Source organism: Pullulanibacillus camelliae, from assembly GCF_014642655.1.
Classification (GTDB): Bacteria; Bacillota; Bacilli; order Bacillales; family Sporolactobacillaceae; genus Pullulanibacillus; species Pullulanibacillus camelliae.
In genome coordinates this window covers 51732-69556 of record NZ_BMIR01000016.1, presented here as the reverse complement: position 1 = coordinate 69556, position 17825 = coordinate 51732, and the positions used below count along the sequence as shown (strand labels likewise).

The window sequence follows — 17825 nt, the reverse complement described above, 5'->3', positions numbered from 1 at the left end:
CTGGATGCAGTGCCATCTCAATATCTAAGCGATTAAGCTGTAAACCTCTAAGTAAATAGGTAGCACTGGAGTATCCGACTCTGTTGACTAAATAGAATAAGCACTTTTCATCATGAAAGGGTATCTGAGAAAAAAGATTTAAAAATACTATGTTCTACAAGTTGAATCCTTCTGTCACAGACTCCATTACCAAACACCTTTTGATCTGGTCTAGCTGAGTATTTGTCGCTTGTTGTCCCAAAGCGCCAATTATTGACCCATAAATGGGTGGCACTTCTGGACGAATAAATGTTGCTGCAATCGCTTCGGTAACGGTTTGCATAATAAGCTTGACATTCCATACACCCCCCGCTAGAACCACAGGAACCCGATTTTCAAAGCGATCTAACCCTGAATGGATAAGCGTGATCAAGCAATGCGCCGCCTTTTCAATGATCTGATGCGCAACCACATCTCCATTCACAGCTGCCCGTTCAACAATCGGAACCAAGGCTGCCAGGGTAGATTGGGGGTGGTCATAGATAATGGGAATGACATCAGACATGTTTTCACTATTAAAATGCTTCAAGATGGCGTCATAGAGTAAACCCTTTTCTTGTAATCCATCATAGGCTTCAAGTGCGTAATGGATGGCTTCCCTGCCAATAAAATAACCGCTGCCCTCATCACTGACGAGATGTCCCCATCCCCCTATTCGAAAACTCTGTCCATCAGGAGAACGTCCATATAGAATTGAGCCCGTGCCAGCAATGATCACTATGCCAGCCTTTCCGTCTGTCCCACTCCACAAAGCATTCACCGCATCATTCTCTACTTGGATATGCTCAGCCCGATCACCGATCACCTTTTCAAGAACGTTTTGAATACGTCCATTAAGAAGAGGATGGTCTGCCCCAGCCATTCCAGCAAAAATATGCTTAATGGAAGTGGGGCTTTGCTCTCTAAATAACTTTAAAAATAGGCTCTGAAAACGTTCAGCCAGTTCTTCTTCACTCAAATTATTTGGATTTGTACTTGGTCCCAGTACTCGTTGTAACATTTGGCCTGATTCATTAAACCAGACGATATCCGTTTTCGTCCCACCACCATCTATAGCCACGTAACTTTTTGTCATCATGAACCTCTCCCTGCCTCTGCTGCCTCCAGTAAGAAATCAGCAAGATGCACCGCTTGCATCTGGTCTTCCAATCCAGCGCGAGTGATTCCCAATTTCATCTGCAGCAAACAACCTGGGTTTGCTGTCACAATGGTCTGTGGTTGGATCGCCTGAACATGCCGCATTTTTCGATCAATCAATTGATTCGCCATCTCTTCTTGGAGGAGATTATAAATACCCGCAGAACCACAGCATACACCTGCTTCTTTTAATTCATGATACTCTACACCTTCGATGGCCTTCAAGAGTGTTCTCGGTGCCTCACTTGTTTTCATCACATTTCGCAAATGGCAGGAATCTTGGAAGGTCACTTTTTGCGAAGGCAGACTTAACTGGACTTTATCCAAAAAGCCACTCTCAAGTAAAACCACAGAAATATCCTTGATTTTTTCTACAAATGCTTTAGCACGCTCCGCCCATTCAGGTTCATCCTTAAGCAAATGATCGTAGTCCACCAGAAAGGCACCACAGCCGCCAGCATTAGTGACAATGGCATCCACCTGTAAGTCCTCAAAGGCTTGAATATTGCGTTTAGCTAAATCCCGCGCGCCTGCCAATTCGCCTGAGTGCCCATGTAATGCCCCACAGCAGGCTTGGGTTTGTGGGTTGACGACATCACAACCAGCCATTTGTAAGAGCTTCATGGTTGCATCATTGGTCGTTAAAAACATCGTATCCATTAAACATCCTGCAAAAAAGGCAACACGCTTAACCGGGGATGAAGCCTGAGTTGATGCCATGTGCTCTTGTTCCACTGTCGCCGCTTGAAGATCATATTGCCTTTGGCCCTTTGAAACACTCACTTGATAGTGTGGCACTACATGCTTTAATTGCTCTGGACGATGCTTCATTAACCGGGCTGAAACAACAGGAGGCAAGATATGCTGCATGTTTCTCATGCCTTCAGGAAGCAGCTTAATCGCCCCTGTGCCTTCTGCAAGCTTTTGTAGCCCGCTTTTTTGATATAACCTGATTAATCCACTGACCTGTCGCATTCGCTTTTTATTTGGAAAGAGGTCCTTAAAAGCCAGACGGCGCACAGCTTTTTCTTTAAGTGATTGTTTCTTATTTCGAGTCACGGCGCCTCTGGCCTGTTCAAGCAAGTGCCCATATTTAACGCCTGAAGGGCAAACGGGTTCACAAGCCCTACAGCCTAAGCATAAATCAAGCTGCGCTTGGACATCATCATCGGGTAGCATTTTCCCATCATATACGGCCTTCATCAAGGCGATCCGTCCTCTTGGTGAGGCGGCTTCGCTTTTCGTCTCAAGGTATGTTGGGCAAGCGGGCAAGCAAAAGCCACATCGCATACAATTCATCAATTCATCCTCATCCAATGATTCTTGAAATGCCTTTTGGATGGCTGTTCTTTCCTTTTCTTTTACCGCTTCACGTGTCATGAGACCACTTCCTTTTTCTCAAAAAAGAGTTTTCCCGGATTTAAGATATTATTAGGATCGAGCGCTGTTTTGATCGCACGCATGACCTGTATCCCAGATTCCCCAATCTTCCACTCAAGGTACGGTGCCTTCATCGCCCCGACACCATGCTCACCCGTGATGGTTCCTCCCAGCTCAATAGCTTTTGCAAAGATTTCTTCAAAGGCCTGCTCGACACGGTGCATTTCCGCTTTATTTCTTGCATCTGTTAAGAAGGTGGGGTGAAGATTCCCGTCTCCAGCATGACCGAACGTACAAATATCAAGCTGATATTTAGCGGTAATCTCGTTAATGGCGCGTACCATTTCCGCTATCTTTGAGCGTGGGACAGTGGCATCCTCTAAAATCGTTGTCGGCTTCAGGCGGGCACAGGCAGACAAAGCGGCGCGGCGTGCCGAACGTAAGGCATTGGCCTCCTCTTCTGAGCCCGCTCTTTTAACCGAAGTCGCTCCCATTTCCGTACATAGCTTTGTTATAGCTTCCATATCACGTGCAACGACTTCAGGAGCCCCATCCTGTTCGATAAGTAATACTGCGCCCGCATCTGTTGGCAAACCCACATGTGCGTAATCCTCGACCACTTTAATCGTCGCTTGGTCTAAGAATTCCATTGTGGTTGGGATGATTTTATTCGCGATAATGGCTGAGACAGACTGAGCCGCCTTATCAATATCTTCATAGATTGCCAGCACCGTTTGCTTGGTTTCTGGCAGCGGAATCAGCTTTAAGATAGCTTCTGTAATGATCCCCAGCGTCCCCTCTGATCCGACCAATAATCGTGTGAGATCGTAGCCTGCAACATCCTTTGCCAGTTTTCCACCTGTTTTTATCACTTCACCATTCGCTAAGACGGCGGTTAGTCCAAGCACATAATCACGTGTGACACCGTATTTCAAGCCTCTCAGTCCTCCAGAATTCTCAGAGATATTGCCACCAATCGTGGAAATCTTCATGGAGCTGGGATCTGGAGGATAGAACAATTCTTTTGCTTCAACATATTCAATGATTTCCTGGGTAATGACTCCCGGTTGTACCGTCAAGGTCAAGTTCTCTTCATCCAATTCAACAATTTGATTCATGCGTTGAAAGGTTAAAACCACACCTGCTTCTACTGGGCAGGTCCCACCTGATAAATTCGTTCCAGACCCTCTAGCCACAATTGGCGTCTTTGTTTCATTACAAATACGAACAATCGCCTGCACCTCCTCCGTTGATCCCGGCATAACGACAAGATCAGGCATCGCTTGCATACCAGGGGTCGCATCATAAGAATAGACCAACCGCATTTCATGGGAATCATGGACATAGTCAGAACCCAATGCGGCTATCAAGCGTTCTTTTACAGCGCTTACACTCATTTGATTTTCCTCCGTTCAGTTTAAATTTCAGAGAGAAGCTCTAATGTTTGCCTTAACACGCAGAGGCTTTTTTATTTCGTTGGTTAGGCCTTTGTTCACTCAAACAGGGCTTTCCCTAAAATGACCTCATCATGTGTTAGCCTCACACCTTGCGTTCGAAAACCTGCCCCTCTGATGTGTTCTACAGTTGTTGTTTGTGACAGGCCTTATTTAGACGGCTCTCGTCCTTCATGCTTTTATTAATTTGTCTCCACTTTTGTGACATCTAAGCTGGCGCGCCCGAGTGTTGTTAAAATACTTTGTGAATATATGGCCTTTTTTATAGTGTAAAAAACCATAGCCAGGTTTGACTATGGTGATTTATACAATTAAATATCATGTTTTTATATATTTTTTGTATATTTCAATAAAGATATTATCAACTTTCTTGTCGCAAACGCAGTGCTAAGTAGGCAAGGACGATCCCTTCCGTCGTCTTAACATCCAGCTCAGTCATTTCAGCAATTTTATTTAATCGATAATGCAGAGTGTTGACATGTAAATGCAAAGCCTCAGCCGCACTGGCAATGGACATATTTTGCGCAAAATAGGCTTCTATCGTTTGGATCAGTTCAGGAGAATTCTCTAAGCGTTTCAATGTCACATTAAAAAAGGCTTGGCATGTTTCATCAGGGATGTCCTGCAAAAGGATCTCCAAACGCAGCTGTTCATAAAACATCACCGGACGTTCAACGGTGCAAGCATTTAAGGCTTTTTCTGCCTCTCTAAATCCTTCACTGACGATTTCTTCGTAGGTATGTTGGGCTACGCCAATCGCTAAGCGCGCCCCCATTCCTTTTACTTCAGAACACCAGTTATGGAACAGCTCACCGATGGTATGTCTTTTAAAATTCTGCTCGTTGATGAGCAGTAAATAGCCTTCTTTCCCCCAGTGAATCATGACATCTTCTTTTATATTAAAGGCTTGATGAAAGCAGGCCTGAATATACTCATCGACGCGTGCTTCATCAACAGACAAGGACTTTCCATTTTCCTCACGCGAATGCAGGCGACAAAGTACAAGTCCATAAGCGCCACTAAGAGGTATGCCAAGAATATCGCCGCGTTGCTTAAACGCCTCATCCACTGTCTTGCGATGAATCCATTCATAGATAAACGCTTCTAACCCTCGATTTCTTGATGCCAATTGCTCAGCTTGAATGGCCTCTCTAATGAACAATTCCGTCAAGCGACGAATAATATCAGCATACGGTCTGACATGGAGAGGATCTCCAGTGATGCCAATGACACCAATAATCTCATCTTGATATTTAATCGGTGTATTAATGCCCGGCTTAACCCCCTGTAGTTTATGACGGTCCTCTGGATAAATGTTAACAATGCGATTCTCTTGGATTGCTTGTAGTGCCCCCTCATGAAACTCACCAATCCGTTCTGATTCGCTAGAGGCAATAATCTTACACTCTGTATCAACGATAATAAAATGCTCATTAATCGAAGAGCGTGCTTCCTTTACAATTTTGCTTGCCAGATCAGCATTAAGCTTCACTTTAAACCCTTCCATCTCACTTTAAATGACTGTTTTATATTATTTTATCACAGATATGAATGAGAACGCTGGAATATTTGTTGTTTTATGATTTCTTTGATTTCAAAAATTCATAGCCTATCAATGCATATAAAACCCACAGCAGCAACAGCAGCTGTGGGAGCCTTTTTTTCTTTTTATTTTACAATCAATACCGCGCATGGTGCTTCTTGAACAACCTGATGACTGACACTGCCAAGCATTAGCTCTTTAAAGCCACTTAATCCTCGACTGCCGATGATAATCAAATCACAATCATGTGTTTCGGCATAAGCTGTGATTAATGTAGCAGGATGTCCGATCAAAGAAACGACCTCTGTCGGATTAGGTAGTCCATCCAATTGCTGCTTTGCTTCCAGAATCTGTTCTTCCACCTGCTTATCCATCTCTTCAATCACTGCAGCATTGGCAAACGCAATACTCTCTGTCATCGTCCGCTCCTCCACAGAGATAGCTGTTACCTTTATTTGCTCGTCCTCTTGTGCCATCGCAAGTGCTCGTGAAAGTGCCTTTTGACTTAATTGTGAACTATCGTAGGCGACTAGCAGCTGTGAAGCAGTCCCCATTTTGGGTTCCTCCCTCCATTTGCTCTCGATTACTTTTTCACATGAACCGCGGACGCATTTCCCTTTGGTTTCACATCTTTTTTGAGTGGACGTGAGTGATCGATGACCGGATGCTTATAGTGCGTGTCCACATTGCCTCCTGCTAAACCTTCATTCACCATCCGATCTTCACCTAAGTCATAACGCCCGTCCTGCTTATTGCTCCGATCCTCCTGGTTTCGTTTAGACATGCTATCACTCCTTTAGTTTTCAATTACCCTAGAGTGCCCCTGCCTAAACGTTTGAAGACAACTGGATAGCTGCTATGTCAAGATTTTGATTGTACAGCCTTTAACCAAGTTGTCGCCATTAGCATCCGCCCCACCGATGTCATGTGCACCCCGTCAGTGGTTAAGGCTTTTTCTGGCTGTGCTCTTAACACTCTCTGGAACTGTTCATGCTCTGGAACACAGAGGCAATCAAACTCCTCAGCTAATTTGTTTACGCTTTCTAAATAAGGCATTAAAAGACGATTTCCCTCGGATTCTGGATCCTCCTCAATAATGGTCGGCTCCATCAGAATGATCTTTGCTGTTGTCTCTCGCTTAACATCGGTTAATAATGTACGATAAATGTCTTCAAATTGATCAGGGTATACTTGCTCTATTTCTGGACTGTCTAATTGGCGCCACACATCATTAATCCCAATGGAAATAGAGAGCCAATCAGGCTGATGGTCAATAACATCGGTTTGCCAACGTTCCTGTAGATCCGTTATCCGCTGGCCACCAATCCCTTCATTAATGATTTGTAAATGAAGTTTTGGAAACTCCGTCATAAAATAATCATGGAGTAAGCGGACATAGCCACGTCCCAGACCTTCATGATCTTCATAGCGCCCATCCTCTGTGATACTGTCGCCAATAAAAACAATGGTTTCCCCTTCAGCAAACGTCATCGTGTCAGCACTCCTTTTAAAAAGCTTTATAGAAAGCCTCCGCATATCAGAATACGGAGGACTTTGAACTGGTTATTCTGCAACATCCCGCTTCTCAAAAACAAGAAAAGCAATGAGGAGAAAAAGGATAAAATAGACGGCGAGGACACAAGCCGAAAACCCGACAGTCGTATCAACTGGACTTGCTCCAGCATTCGTGTACTGGCCATATAGGTCCATGTTAAAGAAAAATAAATACTTTGGTATCTGTTGGTTAAACGCTGAGATGATCCCAAGAATTAAGCTCCCGCCAAAGTATATTGCAATGCTTAAAGCGATGGCGAGGGCATTGCTTTTGAACAAAGTCGATAGCATGAAGGCAAACGCTGTAATGACAATGAGATCGACAAGATTTGAAGCGTAAAGCTGTAAAAAGTGCCAAAACACAGAAACATCATGCACCATATTATGATGCTCATACAAAAAGCGCGTGGCTCCGAAATCCTTGCCAAAGAAAATCAATCCTATTATGAAAGATAAAATAAAGGTAATCAGCAAATAAAAGATACCGATAATAATCACACTGACGAATTTAGATAAAAGGATCTTCCAGCGATGAAGCGGTCTGATGAGTAATAGTTTCATCGTTCCCCAAGAATATTCCTGCGAAACGATGCTCCCTCCTAAAATGACAATGAATATGGAGATAATGCTCGCAATGCCCGCACTGGAATCAACAAATCCCATTACTGTGTTAGAATAAAGCGGCTTAATACTGTGCTCTAAACGGTACTTTGTGATTGCATTTTGCTGTTTTAAATCCATCACTTGTTCAGGATCCCCATCGCTTTTGGCAATTTCAGACTGCTCCGCCTGTGATTGAGCCTGTAAGCTCTGTTGCCAATTCTGGTGATCTGACCCTGTTTTCATCGCTATGATCGCCCACAAGAGTGTCACTGCGACAAGAATTCCCAACATGATCCAAAAGGTTTTTCTTTTATAAATTTTGCTGATCTCGTTCTGTAATAAATGGATTCCCCTCATTTGGTTTGATTCCCCCCTGTCAGTTCAAGGAACCGTTCTTCCAAGCTCTTACGAATTGGTTCGATGCTATAGACCTTGATTCCTTCACGGACAAGCCTAGCGTTAATATCTGGAATCGCTTCCTTCCTTACGCCAACAACTACACGGTCCTTTTCAAGCTGGGCCTCTGCTGAACTAAAGTTTTCCTTCAATAATTGTAAAACGGCTTGAGCATTATCCGTTTCCCATGCCACCATCATTTTTTCTGTATTGGTTTCACGAACCTCTTGGCTATCTGTCAGTTTTCCCTTTTGAATAATAATGACGCGATCACAGATCATCTCAATTTCCGAGAGCAAGTGACTGGAGATAAAAATGGCTATCCCTTCTCGTTCTGCAAGCTCACGCAAATTATCGCGCAATTCGCGAATACCCGACGGATCAAGACCATTCGTCGGTTCATCCAAGATCAAAACATCGGGAGCATGCAACAAGGCTTGGGCAATCCCTAAGCGCTGACGCATGCCAAGAGAATAGGTTTTCACTTTATTCTTAATGGCATCCTGTAATTTAACGACTTCGACAACTTCATCAATTCTTGAATCAGGAACATCTTTATACATGCGTTGAAAATGCTTCAAGTTATCAAGTCCAGAAAGAAACTTATACATTTCAGGGTTTTCTACAATACCCCCAACATGCTCTAAGGCGTGTTCCTTTTCTGTCTTAATATTATGTCCACCAATGATGACTTCGCCTTTTGTGATCGAGGTTAAGCCAAGCATCATTCTCATGGTCGTTGTTTTTCCAGCCCCATTGGGTCCTAAGAATCCAAGGATCTCACCCTTATGTATATTAAAGGTAATGTTTTCAACAAGCGTTTTTTGCCCGATACGCTTGGTTAAATCCTTAACTTGAACTACAGTTTCTGTCACTCTTTTCTCTCCCTTCTTTATCAAAGATGTGTATGTTGTTCCATCATATACTAATACGCAAAAAGAAAAAAGGGGTTTCACCAAATTTTGGATAAATCTATGAATTCCCTTTAATACGCCACTAAATTTTGTACGTTTTCATGATATAATATAAACTTGGCAATCCGTTTTAAAACTCAAAATACATGACATTCAGCATTAGAGAGCTGTTATCAAGGACCATTCACATCAATATCTCTGCAATGGTGCTTTAAATTCAATCAGCAAACCTGGCTTGCACCAGCTGATAATACAAAAAACAGGAGGATACATCGTGAAGTCTAAGTGGAAAATCATTTATATCCTTATGACAGCGGCCATAGCCTGTATGCTTGTGATTTTATTCATTTGGCAGTCGCCATCACCTAAAACAATACCTCTTCAGACCTTACCCCATGACATCAAGCCACCATCAGCTTATTCTTCTTCAGCAACTTTAGCGGCTGTGGGAGATGTACTCATTCATTCTCAGGTCTATGATCAGGCGAAAACGAAAAACGGATATGACTTCAAACCAATGTTTGAAAAAGTAAAGCCCGTCATCCAGTCAGCAGATATTGCGGTTGCTAATCAGGAGTCGATGATGGGGGGAGAAGCACTCGGTCTTTCAACCTATCCGGCCTTTAACAGCCCATTTGAAATCGGTGATGCTTTAAAGGATGCTGGCTTCAATGTCGTCACCATGGCCAATAATCACACCTTAGATCATGGCGAAAAGGCGATAAAGAACGCCATTCATTACTGGGATAAGATTCACATGGTTCATACGGGAAGCTTTTTATCCAAAAAGGATCAAAATACGCTTTGCATCGTTAAGAAAAATAACATTAAATTTGCTTTTTTAGCTTATACATACGGAACAAATGGTATTCCGACTCCAGAGCATAAGGATTACCTCGTGAATCGCATTAATATCCCCCAAATGAAAAAGGATATCGCCAAAGCAAAAAAAAGCGCAGACGTTATCGTCGTTGCCCTTCATTTTGGTATTGAATATCAAACAATGCCAAATACAGAGCAAAAACAGCTTGTCAAAACCTTAGCCGATAGTGGCGTAGATATCATTATTGGGAATCATCCCCATGTCCTCCAGCCCGTACAATGGGTACATGGAAAAGGCAGTCATAAAACTTTTGTTGTCTATTCTTTAGGCAATTTCATCTCAGGACAGGATGAGCTCAACCGCCAACTAGGAGGGATTTTAAAGGTAAAAGTTACAAAGACCGTTACTAAAGACGGGAAAACCATCGCGGTGACAAATCCCCAATTCACTCCGACATGGGTCGATCAAAAAAATTATCAAATCATCCCACTGTTATACGCACAAGATTTTGGTCTAAAAAATGAGGACCAGCTCTATAAACAAGTCACAGCTCATATGAAAACATGGGTACCAAGCCTGAGCATGTATCGACCAACACAAAAGGTCATCAGTCAATAACACCTGATGACCTTTTTTAATCGTTTGCTACTTAAAGAGAGAGAAATTAACGGCATCTGCCATCACTTGATAGCCTTTATCATTGGGGTGAAAATGGTCACTCCACCCATAGCCTGGACGATACCGCTTAGGATCTTTAGGATCCCTTAATGCTTTGTCAAAATCGATGACACCGTCAAAGGCTCCACTGGTTCGAATCCAATGGTTGACTGCTTCTCTCGTCTTTTCTCCACTGTCAGTGTACAATTTTGCGCCACCATAGGGGACTATCGTTCCTCCATAAATCTTTAAACCATGTTCATGACTCGCACGGATGATCTTCTTCATCTCATGTATCATTTGATCGGCATCTATATCAGGATGATGGCGAATGTCATTGATGCCCTCATGTAAGATAACACCCGAGATATCCGTCTGACTGAATACATCGCGTTTCAGCCTGTTCAACGGCTTTTCTCCATTGGCATCGGAGCTTTCCAACAATTGATTTGCAGAAATGCCCGCATTAATAATCGACCACGTCCCTGGTTGCTCGCTGTTAAGGCGCTCACCCAAATCATCAATCCAGCGCCGATTGGTATCAGGTGTAGAATGATTGCCGTTGGCAATGGAACTACCTACGACAGCAATCGCTCCCTTCACACCAGAATCGGCTTTCACATCAACCCCATCAAGCCAAAACCATTCCTGCTCTTTCTTTTTAAATGCTGTTCCAAGCTTATCAGACGCATGATTCCCCGAAGTAGATAAGTAGGTCGTTTGCATGGAATGCTGATGCCAGGTTGTCGGGCCAGTTCCTTTTTTAACATAAATGCTGACAGCCAAATTTCTCTGACTATCAACATGAATCGATACGGGATCGCTCGTGACTGTCTGACCTGGTGGAATCGTAATGGCAGCTTTTCCTTTAAAAGTAACTTTACGATCACTTCCTAATAATGTCTGTGCCCCTCCCTGGTCATTAGCAACACGAACCGCTTGAAAGGTGACAGGAGCTGTACCAAAAACATTTGAAAAATGCAATCTCACATGATCTCCACCAATATTCGGATGAACAATCATCCGAAGGGTTTGGTTGGTGAAGCCATCATGAGAAACTCCTGTTTCACTTGGTGGCTGAGGGGGGGCGCTCCACCCCGCCACCCATTTTCCTGGCTTAGACGGTAGCTTGGACTTCACGCCAAAAGCTGTTAGGATAACAAATAATAGTGCAATACAACATAGCAAGAAAACAATCCAGCGTTTTTTTCCATACTTCATAATATGAATGCCTAGTCTCCTTTTTGTATAAGGCTCTTATTTTGATAGCCTTCGTATGAGCTGGAATATTTCTTAGGGTCTTTACAATAATCTCCTAATCGCTCTAAAGGAAAAGTTGACTCAGGCAATGTATATCACACTTTATCCTGAATTTCAAAATACGCTTACTCTTTATATTTATAATTTCTTTTGAAGAATGTTTTTTTGCACTATTAACATCACCTCGAGAGGTATTGGGGCCAGCTTCTAAGTTTCACAAACCAAAAGCGCCCTCCCAATATAGGAGAAGCGCTTAGTCGATGATGTATATCAAAACCTCACCAGCTCACCCGTTTCGGCTGAGTGATAGATGCCATTTACAATTTTTTGTAAAGCTATCCTCTGCTGAGGGGTGCTCAGAGGCTCCGTTCCATTCAAACAGCACTCAACAAAACGTTTGACTTCTACCTCATGACCGCCTTTTTTTTAAAAGATAAGCAGGAGTCACGTCAATGAGTTAATGGAAATACGTTCAGCAAATGTGCGCCTCTGGCGATCCCACCCGCTCCAATAATACCGACGCGTAATGGCTTTATCATAATGACGTACACCTCCTTACATTAAAGTGTTACACGCTGACCTTCACGATGCGAGCGTGCAGCCGCTTGATTGATTTCGGTTAACTTTCTGATATCTGTTGCTGTGATTGAAGGTTCTTGATGGCGAAGAATAGCATCCACCCATTGCACCATTGGCATGGAGATAGGTGCTGGTAACTCATCTGGTGTAAATTGCTTCACTTCATTGGTTCGCAAGCGAATGACATCGTCAGCAATGAGGAGTGATCCCTTCGTTCCATAAAGCTCCAAAGAAAAAGGACTGCCCTTTGCCACAAATCCTGCTTCAATAATCCCTTGCGCCCCTGACTCATAATCGACAATAACGATGGCATTATCCTCTACTTGATGTCCAAGATAAGAGGAAAAATGAGCTGAAAGCGCGGTCGCATTCCCCGCCAGTCGATTCGTTAAATAAATCGGATGAGCACCTAGATCAATGAGCGCCCCGCCTCCACATGTCTCTGGATCGAAGAAATGTGCTGGCAACCAGCCCTCGGATTGTCCGTCACGCGGGACAGCACCGTCATGGGCTAACCGACAGCGGATGGTCGTCAGCTCTCCTAAAGTACCTTGATCAAGAATCTGTTGTGCATAAATATAATGCGACTCAGTCAGTCTTGGCAATGATACCATGAGTTGGACGCCAGCCTCCTCGACAGCGGCTAGAATGTCCTCCACATCCGCTACAGTAAAGGCCAATACCTTTTCTGTGAAAATATGTTTCCCATTCTTCACCGCTTTTAAGATGACCTCTTTATGTAAATTAGTCGGGGTATCCACAATCACCGCATCAATCTCTGAATCTGATAAGACTTTATCCAAATCCGCTTCAAAAGCTACACCAAGATCCTTGGCCCACGCTTCACCGCGTTCTGGGTTTTCATCCCAAATGCGAACGATTTGTAAATCTGGATGTTCCATCGCTTGCTTGGCATAATCCTGAGCATGGACATGCCATTTGCTTAACATAGCTACTTTAATCATGCTTATTCTCCCCTTATCCCTTTTAAATTTTTTACATTAACTGCGGCGCTTTCAAGCGTATCTCCTTCAAAATCCTCCTGCTCAACAGTAAACCACTTCACACCATATTGATCACCAACATCAAGAAGGCGCTTAATATCAAGTGTGCCGTTCCCGACTTCTGTGCTCACCTTTTCCCCATCTTTTATTTTCATATCTTTAATATGCAATGAGACGCAACGCTCTTGATAGCGGCGAATGACTGCTTCAGGATCTAAGCCGCCATGAGTTACCCAATAACAATCAAGCTCCATCTTGACGAGCTCTGGGTCCGTATTTTCAAAAAGGATATCAAAGCCTCGGACACCCTCACCTAAATCAGTAAATTCAAAGGCATGATTATGATACCCAAATGTAAATCCCTGCTTTTGACAGGTCTCCCCCACTCGATTGAGGAGTTCCGCCGCCCTTTCATAGCCTTCTGCACTTTCCTGATAATCCTGGGGCAAGGCGGGACAAATGATGAGAGTATTACCGATCTCTCTATTAAACATAAGGGTCTGTTCCAATTGCTCACCCTTGAGGGCATCAAGCCCCATGTGACTGCCTGCGGCCACAACGCCCGCCTCATCCATCACCGCTTTAAGCTCACGAGCTGTACTGTTAAAAAACCCTGCAAATTGAATGCCGTCATAGCCCATCTCACCAACTTTACGAATCGTACCGAAAAAATCTTCACTCGTCTTGTCCCGTACCGAATAAAGCTGCAGTCCGATTTTCCCCACGTCATAACCTCCCGATAAGTATAACGCTTACATTACAAAGGAATGGAACAGCTTCCTAAAAGGAAGCATCATGATCTCCAGTCACAAATGATAAACGCTATGGTTTTATAAAGCTCGGGTTACGCCTGCCCCGCTCCCACATTTTGATCAACACTTTAAAAAGCCTGTAATGCCAAATATGACAGAACGCCTGCACTCTCGTCCACCATCACCTTGGCGAAAGCTTTTTCTTATCATAGTCTAATCATAGAGAGGTTGATCAAGATCTTCAAATCATTTGCCGTCTTTTTTTATTACATCTTTATTACAATTTAGAAAACTTAGCTTGCACCACTTCGCTGGTACTCCTGATGTGATTTTTGTAAATCACACACTTAGGTTGTCGCCAAGCTTTAGATTTAATGGCGAAAGTCAAAGTTACACTTATACTCTCTTCTTTTATGAGCGGCAGCGAGGTTATAAATTCTGATAGTATAAGAAAAACTGGGCGAAAAACATGCCCGGTCCTTGTCCTTAGTATTATGCATCATCCAATATAAAAGGGTCTTCATTGTCTGGTCAAGTGGATGGGAGCGCAAGGCGCGAGATTCGGAACACTCTAAAATCGTATGTTCCTCGAGCGCCGCTGACTCATGATGCGGAGACTAGACTCCTGCGGGAAGTGGGAGATCGGTAAGACCTTAACAGCGCGAAGAGGCTTACCACTCCCTCGCGGAAAGCGAGCGGCCTGGAGCGGAAATCGCACCGTCCTCATGACCAGAAATTTTATACTTTCTTTTCTTTTAAAAAAGCTTATTTCAATGCTTGCAGGTGTTCTGAAAGCGTCTGTGTCTGCCCATAGACCGTCTGATAGAGCTTAAACAATGCTTTATAAGCTTGAACATTTTCCGGAATAGGTGAAATCTGTCTCTCAACTTCAATAAAGACGTCTGAGCAGGCCTCTAAACTCGGAAAAAAGCCACAGCCAACTGCCGCTAGCATAGCAGCACCCATCCCAGGACCTTGTTCATTTTTTAATTTGATGATTGGCGCGTCAAACACATCGGCTTGAATTTGTAGCCATTCTTCACTCTTTGCTCCACCACCTATGGAGATCACTGAATCAATCGTTTTGCCGCTCTCTTTTAATATATTAATGGACTCATTCAGAGAGAACGTAATCCCTTCGACAACCGCTCGGGCAAAATCCCATTTTGTATGGGTGGCATCCACTCCGATGAAGGACCCGCGAATGCTACTGTCAGCATGTGGCGTACGTTCACCAACGATATAAGGGGTGAACAGCAACCCCTTCGAGCCAACAGGAACCTCTTTAATATGTTGAAAGAGCGCTTCAAACGATTCTGCCTTCACAAAAGTCTTTTTGAACCAGTCAAGGCTATAGCCCGCCGCTAAAGTCACTCCCATCGTATAGAAGCTCCCCTTTTTCGCATGATTAAAGTAATGTACCTTTCCCGAAAAATCTTGATTACCAGAAGGCTCGTAGGATAACACCACGCCAGAAGTACCGATACTGCACATTGTTTTTCCTTCAGATAAAATACCCGATCCTATGGCCCCACAGGCATTATCAGCTCCACCAGCAAAAACCATGGTTTCTTCTGTTAGACCCGTTTCACTGGCAGCTCCCCTTGTAAGGTGTCCAACACAAGCTTCCGCTTCAACAATAGGTGGGCAAAGCGTGAGATCAACGCCTAGCCTTTCAGCAATTTTTGCACTCCATCTTCGATTTGTAATATCTAATAGCAAGGTGCCTGCAGCATCCGATAGATCCATGCCGACTTGCCCTGTGAGATGATAGCGCACGTAATCCTTTGGTAATAAGAATGTTGTCGCATGTTGAAACTGCTCAGGTTCATGCTTCTTCACCCACAAGAGCTTAGGCAATGTAAAACCTTCAAGCGCTCTATTTTTAGCAATGGCTAGCAGGTCTTTGAGACCCACTTGCGCTTCAATTTCATGACATTCTTGCGTGGTCCTTGTATCATTCCAAAGAATAGCTCGGCGCAAGGGGCGCATGTTCTTATCAAGTAAAACCAATCCATGCATTTGACCAGAAAAGCTAAGGCCCTTTATAGCTTGCGGTGCCACCTTAGAGTGTTGAATCAGGGATCGGATCGCCTTCTTCGTTTGTCTCACCCAGTCATCCGGATCTTGTTCGCTGTAGCCGGGTTGATCATGGTATAAAGGAAAATCCTCAGAAGCTTCAGCAGCCACATGCCCTTTTTGATCAACAAGCAGGGCCTTGACAGCACTTGTGCCTAGATCGATACCAATCACATAGTTCATATCATTACTCCCCTTCAATCTCCATTTCAAACATTCCTATTATTATAGAAGCACCCTCATTTCTTATAAAAGGGCGGGTACAAGGTGCTCATTTGTACCCGCCCATCCTTTATGCCACTTACTTATTTGTTAAAAGATATTGATTAAATAGTCCACGAATCAGCTCATGATGGCTCGATTTATTTTCGATATGCGCACTCAAGGCATGTTGCTCAAGCTTGTGGAAATCCGTATTGCCGTTAACGATATCTAAGCCAATCCCTTTGTTAAAGCTTTGATAGCGCTCCTCAATAAACGTATCGAAGACTTTATCCTCAATCAAACGATGCGCGGTTTTTAAGCCTAACGCAAAGCTATCCATCCCAACAATATGCGCATAGAAAAGGTCAATGGGCTCAAAGGATGTTCGGCGTACTTTAGCATCAAAATTCAATCCGCCTTTACCAAGCCCACCATTTTTAATGATCTCCACCATGGCCAGGGTAGTCATCTGAAGATCTGTTGGGAATTCATCAGTATCCCACCCAAGCAAATAGTCACCTTGGTTAGCATCTACTGAGCCTAAAATGCCGTTGATTCGTGCATAATGCAATTCATGCTCAAAGGAATGCCCAGCGAGCGTCGCATGGTTAGCTTCAATATTAATTTTAAAGTGGTCTTGTAGGCCGTATTTTTGTAAGAAGGCATAGGCTGTTGCTGTATCATAATCATATTGATGTTTGGTTGGTTCTTTTGGCTTTGGTTCAATCAAGAATTGACCTTCATAGCCGATTTCCTTGGCATAATCGATCGCCATATGATAAAAGCGGGCAAGATTGTCTAATTCAAGTGCCATATTTGTGTTTAAGAGGCTTTCGTACCCTTCGCGACCACCCCAGAAGACATAGTTCTCAGCACCTAATTCTTTTGCAACCTCCAAGCCCTTTTTCACTTTAGCGGCAGAGTAAGCGTAAACATCAGCATTACTTGATGTCGCTGCCCCATGCATGAAACGTGGATTAGTAAACATATTGGCCGTATTCCACAGCAATTTAATATCAGAGGTTTGCATTTTGTCTTTGAGAATAGCAACGATTGTATCAATATTTTTATTGGATTCTCGTAATGTTTCACCTTCGGGAGCAATATCAACATCGTGAAAAGCATAGAAAGGCGCACCTAATTTTTCAAATAACTCAAATGCTGCATCAGCACGCGCTTTGGCTGCATCCAATGGATCACTGAATTCATTGAAAGGGCGATTCATCGTTCCCACACCGAATGGATCAGAACCATCCATCGTAAACGTATGCCAATAGGCAACTGAGAAGCGCAGCCAGTCCTTCATGGTTTTGCCACCGACGACTTCATCTGGATTATAAAACTTAAATGCTAATGGATTAGTGGATTCTTTACCTTCAAATTTAATTTTTTCTACTGTGTCGAAATATCCCATCTGTAACAACTCCTAGTTTTAATATTTTCTGAG

Annotated in this window: 15 protein-coding genes; 1 reads left to right on the top strand and 14 read right to left on the bottom strand. The window is 43.5% G+C overall.

What is annotated here, in order from left to right:
* Positions 1-154: 154 nt before the first annotated feature.
* The 9 genes from IEW82_RS14910 to IEW82_RS14870 form a co-directional block, all read right to left on the bottom strand.
* Positions 155-1117, bottom strand: a complete 963-nt coding sequence (locus IEW82_RS14910; protein ID WP_188696072.1) for an N-acetylglucosamine kinase — start codon at positions 1115-1117, stop codon at positions 155-157.
* Positions 1114-2556, bottom strand: a complete 1443-nt coding sequence (locus tag IEW82_RS14905; protein ID WP_188696069.1) for a (Fe-S)-binding protein — start codon at positions 2554-2556, stop codon at positions 1114-1116. The genes IEW82_RS14910 and IEW82_RS14905 overlap by 4 nt, the downstream gene beginning before the upstream one ends.
* On the bottom strand, positions 2553-3953 hold the full coding sequence (gene glcD / locus IEW82_RS14900) for a glycolate oxidase subunit GlcD (RefSeq protein ID WP_188696066.1): 1401 nt from the start codon (positions 3951-3953) through the stop codon (positions 2553-2555). The genes IEW82_RS14905 and glcD overlap by 4 nt, the downstream gene beginning before the upstream one ends.
* Before the next feature lie 418 nt (positions 3954-4371).
* Positions 4372-5502 (bottom strand): CdaR family transcriptional regulator, encoded by a 1131-nt coding sequence (locus IEW82_RS14895; RefSeq protein WP_188696063.1) that lies wholly within the window; start codon positions 5500-5502, stop codon positions 4372-4374.
* A 176-nt stretch (positions 5503-5678) separates the two neighbouring features.
* Complete coding sequence (locus IEW82_RS14890) at positions 5679-6107, bottom strand: universal stress protein (protein WP_188696060.1); 429 nt, start codon at positions 6105-6107, stop codon at positions 5679-5681.
* Between the two features lie 29 nt (positions 6108-6136).
* Positions 6137-6337 carry a hypothetical protein gene (locus IEW82_RS14885; RefSeq protein WP_188696057.1) on the bottom strand — a complete coding sequence of 67 codons (201 nt, stop codon included), beginning with the start codon at positions 6335-6337 and terminating at the stop codon, positions 6137-6139.
* A 77-nt stretch (positions 6338-6414) separates the two neighbouring features.
* Positions 6415-7044: an SGNH/GDSL hydrolase family protein gene (locus IEW82_RS14880; protein WP_188696055.1), complete on the bottom strand. Its 630-nt coding sequence runs from the start codon at positions 7042-7044 to the stop codon at positions 6415-6417.
* 72 nt (positions 7045-7116) lie between these two features.
* Positions 7117-8067 (bottom strand): ABC transporter permease, encoded by a 951-nt coding sequence (locus IEW82_RS14875; protein WP_188696052.1) that lies wholly within the window; start codon positions 8065-8067, stop codon positions 7117-7119.
* A complete protein-coding gene (locus IEW82_RS14870) occupies positions 8064-8981 on the bottom strand; it encodes an ABC transporter ATP-binding protein (protein WP_188696049.1) in 918 nt (305 codons plus the stop codon). Before IEW82_RS14870 ends, IEW82_RS14875 begins: the two co-directional genes overlap by 4 nt.
* A 313-nt stretch (positions 8982-9294) precedes the next feature.
* Between IEW82_RS14870 and IEW82_RS14865 the strand changes: the two genes are divergently transcribed.
* Positions 9295-10461 carry a CapA family protein gene (locus IEW82_RS14865; RefSeq protein ID WP_188696047.1) on the top strand — a complete coding sequence of 389 codons (1167 nt, stop codon included), beginning with the start codon at positions 9295-9297 and terminating at the stop codon, positions 10459-10461.
* A 27-nt stretch (positions 10462-10488) separates the two neighbouring features.
* Here the strand turns inward: IEW82_RS14865 and IEW82_RS14860 are convergent, their stop codons facing one another.
* From IEW82_RS14860 to xylA, 5 genes are all read right to left on the bottom strand, one after another.
* Positions 10489-11721 carry an SGNH/GDSL hydrolase family protein gene (locus IEW82_RS14860; protein ID WP_188696044.1) on the bottom strand — a complete coding sequence of 411 codons (1233 nt, stop codon included), beginning with the start codon at positions 11719-11721 and terminating at the stop codon, positions 10489-10491.
* Between the two features lie 599 nt (positions 11722-12320).
* Positions 12321-13304, bottom strand: coding sequence for a Gfo/Idh/MocA family protein (locus IEW82_RS14855; RefSeq protein WP_188696042.1), 984 nt, complete (start codon positions 13302-13304; stop codon positions 12321-12323).
* A 2-nt stretch (positions 13305-13306) separates the two neighbouring features.
* Complete coding sequence (locus tag IEW82_RS14850; protein WP_188696039.1) at positions 13307-14068, bottom strand: sugar phosphate isomerase/epimerase family protein; 762 nt, start codon at positions 14066-14068, stop codon at positions 13307-13309.
* A gap of 792 nt (positions 14069-14860) precedes the next feature.
* Complete coding sequence (gene xylB, locus IEW82_RS14845; RefSeq protein ID WP_188696033.1) at positions 14861-16357, bottom strand: xylulokinase; 1497 nt, start codon at positions 16355-16357, stop codon at positions 14861-14863.
* 118 nt (positions 16358-16475) lie between these two features.
* Positions 16476-17792 (bottom strand): xylose isomerase, encoded by a 1317-nt coding sequence (xylA, locus tag IEW82_RS14840; protein ID WP_188696030.1) that lies wholly within the window; start codon positions 17790-17792, stop codon positions 16476-16478.
* Positions 17793-17825: the final 33 nt, after the last annotated feature.

Excerpts from the sequence above, each read along its gene's own strand:
- IEW82_RS14890 (WP_188696060.1), bottom strand. The coding sequence starts at position 6,107 with ATGGGGACTGCTTCACAGCTGCTAGTCGCCTACGATAGTTCACAATTA.
- IEW82_RS14885 (WP_188696057.1), bottom strand. The coding sequence starts at position 6,337 with ATGTCTAAACGAAACCAGGAGGATCGGAGCAATAAGCAGGACGGGCGT.
- IEW82_RS14910 (WP_188696072.1), bottom strand. The coding sequence starts at position 1,117 with ATGATGACAAAAAGTTACGTGGCTATAGATGGTGGTGGGACGAAAACG.
- IEW82_RS14860 (WP_188696044.1), bottom strand. The coding sequence starts at position 11,721 with ATGAAGTATGGAAAAAAACGCTGGATTGTTTTCTTGCTATGTTGTATT.
- xylB (WP_188696033.1), bottom strand. The coding sequence starts at position 16,357 with ATGAACTATGTGATTGGTATCGATCTAGGCACAAGTGCTGTCAAGGCC.
- IEW82_RS14855 (WP_188696042.1), bottom strand. The coding sequence starts at position 13,304 with ATGATTAAAGTAGCTATGTTAAGCAAATGGCATGTCCATGCTCAGGAT.
- xylA (WP_188696030.1), bottom strand. The coding sequence starts at position 17,792 with ATGGGATATTTCGACACAGTAGAAAAAATTAAATTTGAAGGTAAAGAA.
- IEW82_RS14880 (WP_188696055.1), bottom strand. The coding sequence starts at position 7,044 with ATGACGTTTGCTGAAGGGGAAACCATTGTTTTTATTGGCGACAGTATC.
- glcD (WP_188696066.1), bottom strand. The coding sequence starts at position 3,953 with ATGAGTGTAAGCGCTGTAAAAGAACGCTTGATAGCCGCATTGGGTTCT.
- IEW82_RS14875 (WP_188696052.1), bottom strand. The coding sequence starts at position 8,067 with ATGAGGGGAATCCATTTATTACAGAACGAGATCAGCAAAATTTATAAA.
- IEW82_RS14905 (WP_188696069.1), bottom strand. The coding sequence starts at position 2,556 with ATGACACGTGAAGCGGTAAAAGAAAAGGAAAGAACAGCCATCCAAAAG.